The 8,710-nt window shown below is 68.7% G+C and carries 10 protein-coding genes; 6 read left to right on the plus strand and 4 right to left on the minus strand.

Annotated elements, in window-relative coordinates:
- Positions 1 to 13: 13 nt before the first annotated feature.
- From ACQPXD_RS17975 to ACQPXD_RS17985, 3 genes are all read right to left on the minus strand, one after another.
- On the minus strand, positions 14 to 259 hold the full coding sequence (locus tag ACQPXD_RS17975) for a hypothetical protein (protein WP_432839844.1): 246 nt from the start codon (positions 257 to 259) through the stop codon (positions 14 to 16).
- A gap of 482 nt (positions 260 to 741) precedes the next feature.
- Positions 742 to 1,593 carry a helix-turn-helix domain-containing protein gene (locus ACQPXD_RS17980; RefSeq protein ID WP_432839846.1) on the minus strand — a complete coding sequence of 284 codons (852 nt, stop codon included), beginning with the start codon at positions 1,591 to 1,593 and terminating at the stop codon, positions 742 to 744.
- A 9-nt stretch (positions 1,594 to 1,602) separates the two neighbouring features.
- Positions 1,603 to 2,106 (minus strand): DUF6879 family protein, encoded by a 504-nt coding sequence (locus tag ACQPXD_RS17985; protein WP_432839848.1) that lies wholly within the window; start codon positions 2,104 to 2,106, stop codon positions 1,603 to 1,605.
- Positions 2,107 to 2,414: 308 nt separating this feature from the next.
- Between ACQPXD_RS17985 and ACQPXD_RS17990 the strand changes: the two genes are divergently transcribed.
- Positions 2,415 to 2,675, plus strand: a complete 261-nt coding sequence (locus ACQPXD_RS17990) for a hypothetical protein (RefSeq protein ID WP_432839850.1) — start codon at positions 2,415 to 2,417, stop codon at positions 2,673 to 2,675.
- A gap of 148 nt (positions 2,676 to 2,823) precedes the next feature.
- On the opposite strand, the gene ACQPXD_RS17995 is transcribed toward ACQPXD_RS17990, so the two are convergent.
- Entirely contained in the window at positions 2,824 to 3,597 is a 774-nt protein-coding gene (locus ACQPXD_RS17995) for a phosphotransferase (RefSeq protein ID WP_432839852.1), read from the minus strand.
- A 352-nt stretch (positions 3,598 to 3,949) separates the two neighbouring features.
- Between ACQPXD_RS17995 and ACQPXD_RS18000 the strand changes: the two genes are divergently transcribed.
- The 5 genes from ACQPXD_RS18000 (at position 3,950) to ACQPXD_RS18020 (ending at position 8,703) form a co-directional block, all read left to right on the plus strand.
- Complete coding sequence (locus ACQPXD_RS18000; protein ID WP_432839854.1) at positions 3,950 to 4,096, plus strand: hypothetical protein; 147 nt, start codon at positions 3,950 to 3,952, stop codon at positions 4,094 to 4,096.
- A gap of 108 nt (positions 4,097 to 4,204) precedes the next feature.
- A complete protein-coding gene (locus tag ACQPXD_RS18005; RefSeq protein ID WP_432839856.1) occupies positions 4,205 to 5,014 on the plus strand; it encodes an OmpA family protein in 810 nt (269 codons plus the stop codon).
- 217 nt (positions 5,015 to 5,231) lie between these two features.
- Positions 5,232 to 6,866, plus strand: a complete 1,635-nt coding sequence (locus ACQPXD_RS18010; protein WP_432839858.1) for an ABC transporter substrate-binding protein — start codon at positions 5,232 to 5,234, stop codon at positions 6,864 to 6,866.
- On the plus strand, positions 6,866 to 7,876 hold the full coding sequence (locus tag ACQPXD_RS18015) for an ABC transporter permease (RefSeq protein ID WP_432839860.1): 1,011 nt from the start codon (positions 6,866 to 6,868) through the stop codon (positions 7,874 to 7,876). The genes ACQPXD_RS18010 and ACQPXD_RS18015 overlap by 1 nt, the downstream gene beginning before the upstream one ends.
- Entirely contained in the window at positions 7,876 to 8,703 is an 828-nt protein-coding gene (locus ACQPXD_RS18020) for an ABC transporter permease (RefSeq protein WP_432839862.1), read from the plus strand. Before ACQPXD_RS18015 ends, ACQPXD_RS18020 begins: the two co-directional genes overlap by 1 nt.
- Positions 8,704 to 8,710: the final 7 nt, after the last annotated feature.

The raw sequence follows: 8,710 nt of genomic DNA on the forward strand, positions 1-8,710 counted from the left end.
CACCTCTCGGTTCTCAGTCGACGTTGGATCTCGCCCGGATCGTGGGCAGCGCCGCCCGCTGGACAAACACCACGCGGTCGTCGCCGCGCTCGCCGGTCCAGAGGATCTGGTGGCCGATGACCTCGGTGTAGCCCGGCATCAGCTGGGTGCGCGGCACCATGGTGACGCGCAGTCGGATCGATCCGGCACCGTACATGTACTCAGGGTCGGCCAGGCTGAGCAGTTCCCCGACCTCGATGGGTGGCTCCACGCTCGTCATCGCACGGCCCCGTAAAGCTCGCGGCGGTCCCAGTCCTCCTCGGTGCCCATGAGGGCGTGCGCTGCGGCAAGGGTGTCGAACGCTGCCGTCCAGTCCCGGCACCTACGCTGGTGGCAGATACCGCACCGCCCCGGCGCACCCTGATTTGCATGAGCGCTGAGCATGTTTCGGTAGTGGGCGACCTCCTCGTCCGCGAGGTCGAGTCGTTCCCCGTCCATGACGTTCGCGCACATGCCTCGCCTCGCCGGCCTGGCAGTCACACGGGCATTGAGCGCCCGCTTCCAGCCGCGTTTGTTGTTGGAACCGGCCACCAGGGCGCCGGTGCAACCGCCTGCGGAGAGCTGGCAGCATCGCTCTGGCGGTCCCCGGTGGGCCGGTGGCTCGACGGCCGGAAGTAGAGTCGCAACCGTCTCACCAGTGGTTTAGACGGTATGAGCGATGCCGATTGCTTCGGAATGATGTTTCTCGAAGTTGCTGCCAGATCAGTTGTCGAGCGCTGCGATCGCATCGGTGATGAGTCGGCGCGCGGGCTGCCCGACGACGGCCATCGACGACAGCTCCGTAAACCAGCGCGCGTAAACGGCAACCTCGCGCAGCTGTGTGATGGTGAGCTGCGCTGAGGGCGTCTCGACGATGACCCGCTCGTCGTCGTAAATCCAGAAACCTGGACTTGCCCACATGGTCCGGTCGATGTTGCGCGGAATGATGCCGAGACTCACGTTCGGAAGCACGGCCACGGAGATGAGGTGCGCGAGTTGGGATGCCATCATGTCCGTGTCGCCGATGCGGGCGTGCAGCACGTTCTCTTCGAGCACCACGGCGAACGTGTGGTCTCCCGCGTACACAACACGCTGTCGGTCCATCCGCGCCTGCACGGCATGCTCCAAGTCGTCGGGGATGCCGTTGAACTCGATAATGCGACGCATACGTGCCTTGGCGTACGCAGACGTCTGGAACAGGCCCGGAATCACGCCTGCCTCGTAGATGCGGAATTGCCGCGTCCGCTCCCAGAGCGGCACGAACGAGTCTTGAAAGCGACGAAGGCCGGTACGTTGCAGCCGTCGGAGCTCGACCCACATGCCTTCGACGGCGTGCCGAGTGGCGATCAGGTCGGCCACTTGGTCGTCGGCACCGATGTGGCGACACCACACCCGAATGTCGTCGGCCGTCGGTGTCTGGCGGGCATGCTCGATCTTGCTTACCTTCGACCTCGGCCATCCCGCGCGCCTGGCGAGATCGATAGCCGATACGTCAGCGTCGACTCGGATCTCGCGCAGGCGCGCGGCGAGGGCAGCGCGAGCTTCGCCAATCGCGGGAGTTGGTTCGATGGGCAAGGCGGCGGCTCAGGCGGGGCGATAGTTGCTGTGGTCGACCGCGCGACCCCATGCCGTTTCGAACGAGTCCACGCAGAAGGCGATCACGTCTGGGTCGTCGTTCGGCTGCACACCGAGCCACTCGCCGTCACCGCCGGAGAGGTTGAACAACAGGGCATCGTCGACAAGCCAGAAGTCATTGCCCGGAAGTCTCAGGTCGGACGCTTGATCGCGAGGCAGCCATCGCACGACCTCACCCGCGGCGAGGTTGGTCAGCGGCGTGACTTCGTACTCGTAGCGGACGTATTCGGTGATGGGCTCCGAGACGATGCGGAGCCGTCGGATGTCCGCGCCGTGCTCCGCCAGCGGCGCAAGCAGCGCCCGCCATTCGGTGTCGGCATCCCCTCGCTCCGACATGCGGCCGGCCTTCCAAGCGTCGAAGCGTGGAGTACGGGCGTACGTGTCGCGCATCTCTAGGTGCAACGCGCGACGCTTGCCGGACAACAGCAGGTCAGCCAGCTTCGGCAGCGCCATGACCACCGCGTACCTCCGGGAAGATGGGCATCAGTCGCTTGGGAATGCGAATCAGGGTCTCGTGTGGCGGGACGTCGCCGACCTCGGCAAGTGTCGCAGGGTCATCGACTCTCCACCCCTGGACGACATAGGTCTCACCGTCGTCCCAGACAGTCGGCGACTGCCCACCATCAGAAGCGGGGTCTTTTCCGAGGTAGCGAAGTCCCATGATGGTCTCCCTTGCGGATGGGTGTCGACCTTGTAGCCCGAGTGTGCGCGGAGGTCGGATCAGCGGCAAGGCTTGTTTCTCAAAGTTTCTCGGAGCTTCTGTGGGGGTGGGCACAGGAGGTGAGGCGCCGAGGCCCGCCATCGAGAGGCGGGGTCACCGCCGCGGTGACGGGGACGGCAGGGCCGACGACGACCGCGGCACCGGCGACGGCAGGGCCGACGACGACCGCGGTGACGGCGACGGCAGGATCGATGACGACCGCAGTGACGGCACCGCCGGCGGCGGCGGCGGAGCGTCGTCGGCGAACGCGACGGCGGACACGGCGCCGATCGCGGCGACGGCAGCCGCGCACACGACGTAAGCAACGGAACGAACCTTCAGGCGCATCACGGCACTCCAGTGGATTGGGGTACGGCTCTCGCACCGATAGACGCACGACGCCACGAAAGGTTGGCTCCGCAATGGTGACCTGGATCACGGCGCGCGGGCTGCGGCTGGCCGCACCTCGATCAATGCAGCCAGAAGGCGTCCGGGAGGGCCTCGACGTCGATCGCGGACCGTTCGAGCAGCTCGGCGATGGGGAGCAGCGCGATGGACGCCGCATCCCCGGCGGCGGCCATGCGGCGGATCACGCCGGCCTGCCGCCGGGCCCGCTGGGGCACCACGGCTCCGAAGACAGCCCGGTCGCCGTCGTAGCGGTACGCGTCAAGGAGCAGATGCAGGCGGCGGGACCGCTCCCGCAGGTCGCGGTCGCTCAATGGCGTGCCGTCGCGCGGCGACGCGAGCGGCACCCAGGACAGCGCGGAAAACGCCAGATCCCACTGCCGTGAGGACGGGCCGGCGATGTCCCAGTCGCAGAAACCGATCAGCCGGTCGCCGTCCACCACCGCGTTGTAGGGGGACGCGTCCTGGTGCCCGACGACCAACCCGGGACCCATCGTGCCGCCGATGAACCAACGCTCGTCCTCCGGCGGCGTGAAGTCGGCGGTCAGGTCATGGACCCGTCGCAGCCACCGGCCGACCTGGGCCAGCATCGAGTCGGCCGACGCCCAGCCGGGCCAGGGATCCCGGTCTCCGATCGTTTCTCCCGGCAGATAGGTGAGCATCTCGCGACCCTGGTCGTCGAAGCCGAGCGCGCGGGGAGCGGCATCGAAGCCGGCCCCCTCCAGATGCCGCAACACCGCGTGCACCGTCGCCGTCCACGGTGAGGCCGGCTTGTGGACGACACCACCGATCAGCACGGCGCCGGTGGTGTTACCGCCGGGCAGCTCCACTTCGCGCATCTACGGTAAGTACCAGGCTTCGACCGGGCAGCGACACCGAATTTCGCAAGCCATCGGCTACCACCCGACCACACGATGTGGAGCACGGCGTAGCGACCGGAAGTCTCCGCGATCATGCTGTACCCGCCGCCGACACCAACGGTTTTTCATGATCGTGGAGCGGTGATGTACCCCCGTGTACCACAAGTCTCCGGGATCATGGCAAACCCGGTGTGCGGCCACCGCGAGCATCATGATCACGGAGACATACGTCCGGCCCGGCCGCGAGGATCGGATGGTGCGCCCTGCGGGTGCGACATCCGCATCGTCCGCCTCGACGTGACCGGTGGGCGCCGACCAACGGGTGGCGAAGGTGGTCTACGAGGTCACCCTGCACGCTCGCGCAGCGCCTCCCGGCGCCACCACTGTGCTCGCCGTGACGATGGAGCTGTCGGACTACGGGGCACCGGTGACCGTGAAGCGCCCCGGCGGCACAGTGGAGCAGGTTCCGGGCAAATGACGCACCGGGTAACCGCCGGGCCCGGATGGCGGTTCGATCGTGCTTTGTTACCGTCGGCTAAACGTCAGACACCGGTCGGTGCTTACGGGCGCGCCTACGCTGCGCGGCATGAAGCGATCGAGTCCCAGGCTGTCCAGGCTGCTGTTATCCGTGGCCGCATGCGGTGCGCTGTTGCTCACCGCGTGCGGCCACGGCGCCCAGAACACGGCGGCGAACCCCGCTCCGACAACGGCCTCGTCCGGCGACGGCGCGGACGCATCGACGGACGCCGGTGGCGCCGGTGGTGCACCGCCGGCCGACGCGTCGCTGCCGCCCGGTGCCCAGCCCGGGCTCGACGACCTCAACGGCGACAGTACCCCGGATCCGACCTGCGGCCAGCAGGACTTCGGCGGCGGCCTCGTGCTGCGCATTCCGTGCACCATTCCCAACCCGAACGAGCCGGACGACGGCGTCCGCCTGGTCAAGGACTCGCTGTTCCGCCTGCCGTCCTTCGACGCCGACCTGACCGGCATCTCGGGCTCCCTGGTCACCGCCCGGGACGCCGCCGGCAAGAAGGTCGTCGTCATCGTGTTCAACAGCGACAACCTCTTCGCCACCGGCAGCGACCAGCTCGGCGAGAGCAACACGCTCACGCCGGTGGTCACCTTGATCAACAACCGCTTCGCCGGCGGTACCATCCAGGTTCGCGGCCACACCGACAAGACCGGCACGGCCTCGGCCAACCAGGCCCTGTCCGAACGGCGGGCCGCCACCGTCAAGACGTTCCTCACCGGCCATGGCGTCAACGCCGGCGGCGTGTCCTCCGTCGGCCTCGGCAGCAGCCAGCCGCTGGCGGAAGAGAGCAACCCCGACGGATCGCCGAGCCTGCCCGGCCGGGCTTTCAACCGGCGCGTCGAGATCGCCATCCGCCTGCCGTGACCCCGCCGCGCGCGGCCCGATCGTCGGGCCGCGTCGTAGCCGCCTCGCGTTTCGTCGTTGTGAAATATAGTGAACAAAGCCGCGCGGAGGTATCCTCCGTCCGGCTGGACGAGGCCGCCGACAGCGGTATCTCCGCTGTTCACCGGGCGGCGCATCTTGTTCACTGAACTCGTGCCTGATAGAACAGCGGGCAGGTCGGGCTTACAGAGGAGTGAACATGGCAGACTCTCCCTTTCTCTCCCGCCGCTCGGTGCTCCAGTTCGGCGGCGTGGGCGCGCTCCTGCTCGCCACCGGTGCCTGCGCGAGCGGCAGCAAGGACAACACCTCGTCGTCGGCCTCGGGCGGGGCCAAGTCGTCGACCCTGAAGATCGCGGTGTCGAGCTACCTCAGCAGCTGGGACCAGGACTTCGTCGGCTTCGACCTGACCGCGCTCATGCTGTACAAGAACGTCTTCCCATACATGATCGACTACGGCGTGAAGAACGCCGGGAACAGCCGCATCCTCGACACCGAGAACATCATGCCGACGTTCGCCGAGTCGTTCGAGCCCGACGCCACGCAGAAGGTGTGGACGCTCAAGCTGCGCAAGGGCGTCAAGTTCGCCAGCGGCAACGAGATGAAGGCCGCGGACGTGAAGTGGTCCAAGGACCGGGCGTTCGCCGCGAAGGCCAACGTCGCCGGCGTGTACCGCACCATCGGGCTCACCAAGCCCGAGCAGGTGGTCGTGGTCGACGACTACACCGTCGAGTTCCACCAGGACTTCCCCAGCGCGCTGACCAAGCAGATCCAGGCCATCTCGCTGTACGTCTTCGACTCCGTCGAGGCCAAGAAGCACGCCACCGACGCCGACCCGTGGGCCAAGGAGTGGTTCGCCAAGAACCCGCCGACCGGCGGCTACTTCAACGTCAGCAAGGCCACCCAGGGCCAGGAGATCGAGCTCACCGCGAACGACGGCTACCCCGGCCCGGACGGGGCCAAGACCAAGACCATCCGCATCTCGGTCGTGCCGGCCGCCGCCAACCAGCGGCTGCAGCTGCAGGCCGGCGACATCGACATCGCGCTGGGCGCGAGCCCCCGCGACATCAAGGACCTCAAGAGCGCCAGCGGGATCACGGTCATCTCCGCGGCCAGCAACTCGCAGGTCGCGATCCAGATGTCGACGACCACCGCGCCCTTCGACGACGTCAACGTGCGCAAGGCGCTGGCCTACGCCACGCCCTACGACCAGATCATCCGCAACGTGTACGGCGGCGACGCCCGCGCCGGCAAGAGCGTGGTGCCGCTGGACATGCCGGGGTACTCCGAGAAGGGCTACCCCTACGCCTACGACCTCGACAAGGCCAAGGCGGCGCTCGCCGCGTCGGGCAAGACCTCGATCAGCTCGGAGCTGGTCTTCCAGACCGACAACGACGAGCAGCAGCAGATCGCCATCCTGGTGCAGAGCGAGGCCAAGAAGGTCGGCATCGACCTCAAGCTGACCCCGCTCGACCCGGCGACGCTCGCCGACCGGCGCGGCAAGAAGAACATCCCGCTGCAGATCACGTCCGGCCAGCTGTGGGTCAACGACGTCGAGTACATGCTTGCGACGAGCTTCGTCCAGGGCGCGGCGCTCAACTACTCCAACTACACCAACGCCCAGGTCGAGGCGATCTACCAGCAGTCGCACACCACGGTCGAGGCGGCCGCCCGCACCCAGCTGTGGTCGCAGGTGCAGGAGATCATGGCGGCCGACGTGCCGTGGGTGGTGATCTGCCAGCCCAACTTCAACCTGCCGGTGCGCAAGTCGGTGGCCGGCTGGGTGCAGCCGATGGACGGGCTGGCCCGCCTGCGCTACCTGAGCACCTCGGCGTAATGCGGGTTCTCCGGTTCGTCGCCCGCCGGCTGCTCCAGCTCATTCCGGTCCTGCTCGGGGTGGTCGTGCTGACATTCCTGCTGGTCCGGGTGCTGCCCGGCGACCCGATCCGGACCATTCTCGGGCCCAACGCGACCGCCGCCGACGAGGCGGCGGCGCGGGCCCGGTTCGGCCTCGACAAGCCGCTGTGGCACCAGTTCACCGACTACCTCGGCGGCCTGGTCACCGGCGACTTCGGCACGTCCATCCAGAGCGGACAGTCGGTGGGCGGCGAGATCGCGCTGCGGCTCGGCCCGACGATGGAGCTGGTCGTGCTCGCGGTGGCGATCGCCGTGGTGGTCGCCACCGTCGTCGGGCTGTGGTCGGCCCGGCACGCCAACCGGGCCGGCGACCACGGCATCCGGGTGCTCGCGCTGGTCGGCAACTCGATGCCGGAGTTCTGGCTGGGCCTGGTGCTGATCCTGGTCGGCTACGCGGGCCTGGGCTGGTTCCCGGCGCCCAGCGGCCGGGTCGACCCGGACACCGACCTCACCCCGATCACCGGCGCCGACGCGCTCGACGCGCTGCTGACCGGGAACATGCCGGCGCTGGTCTCGGCGCTGTGGCACCTGGTCCTGCCGGTGCTCACGCTCGTCATCGTGATCGTGGCCCCGCTGCTGCGCAGCGTGCGCGCGTCGGCGCTGGAGGTGCTGCGCTCCGAGCCCTACGCGGCCGCCGCCGCGCACGGACTGCCGGACCGGCTGCTGCGCCGCGGCTACCTGGTGCGCGCGGCCCTGGTGCGGCTGCCGTCGCTGGCCGCCCTCGTCTTCGGCTTCGCGATCGGCTCGACGGTGCTCATCGAGTACGTCTACTCCTGGCAGGGCTTCGGCCAGTGGGCGCTGCGCGGGCTGCTCTACCGCGACTACCCGGTCGTGCAGGCCTCGGTCCTGGTGATCGCGCTCTGCTACGTCGTGGTCTTCCTGATCGCCGACGTCGTGCACGCCGTGCTCGACCCGAGGGTGAGGATCTGATGCGCAGCGACGCCCGCTTCGGCAACGCGCTGGTCGCGGTCGGCGCCGGGATCCTGGCCGTCGTCGTCGCCGCGGTGCTGCTCGGCCCGCTGTTCACCCGGTGGGGGCCCAACGAGATCGACTCCTCGGTGGCGACGCTCGCCAGGCCCGGCGGCCCGCACCTGTTCGGCACCGACGTCAACGGCATGGACGTGTGGAGCCGGCTGCTCTACGCGGGCCGGGTCGACCTCGGCATCGCCGTCGTCGCGGTGGCCGCCGCGGTCGTGCTGGGCAGCATCCTCGGGGTCATCGCCGGGTACTTCGGCGGCTGGCTCGACGACGTGCTCATGCGCCTGACCGACATCTTCCAGGCGTTCCCCACGTTCATCCTGGCCCTCGCCGTCGCCGCCCTGCTCGGCAGCGGCCCGGTCAACCTGGCCGTGGCGATCGCGCTGGTCAACGCGCCCGCCTACGCCCGGCTGGTGCGGGCCGAGGTGCGCTCGATCCGCGACCTGACCTACGTCGACGCCGCCCGCACCTCCGGCGCCTCGACGCTCGGGCTGCTGTGGCGGCACGTGCTGCCCAACAGTGTCACGCCGGTGCGGGTGATCGCCCCGCTCAACTGCGGCTGGGCCATGCTCACCCTGGCCGGGCTGTCCTTCCTCGGGCTGGGCATCCCGGTGCCCGACGCCGAATGGGGCGCCATGATCAGCCTCGGTACCGGTGATGTGGTGGCCGGCCGCTGGTGGACCTCGGTGCCGCCCGGCATCGCCCTGCTCGTCTGCGTCCTGGGCTTCTCCCTGCTGGGCGAGGGCCTGCAGGAGCGCGCGGACCGGATCCGACGGTGAGGTGGAG

Source organism: Dactylosporangium sp. CA-092794 (genome assembly GCF_050948465.1).
Lineage (GTDB): Bacteria > Actinomycetota > Actinomycetes > Mycobacteriales > Micromonosporaceae > Dactylosporangium.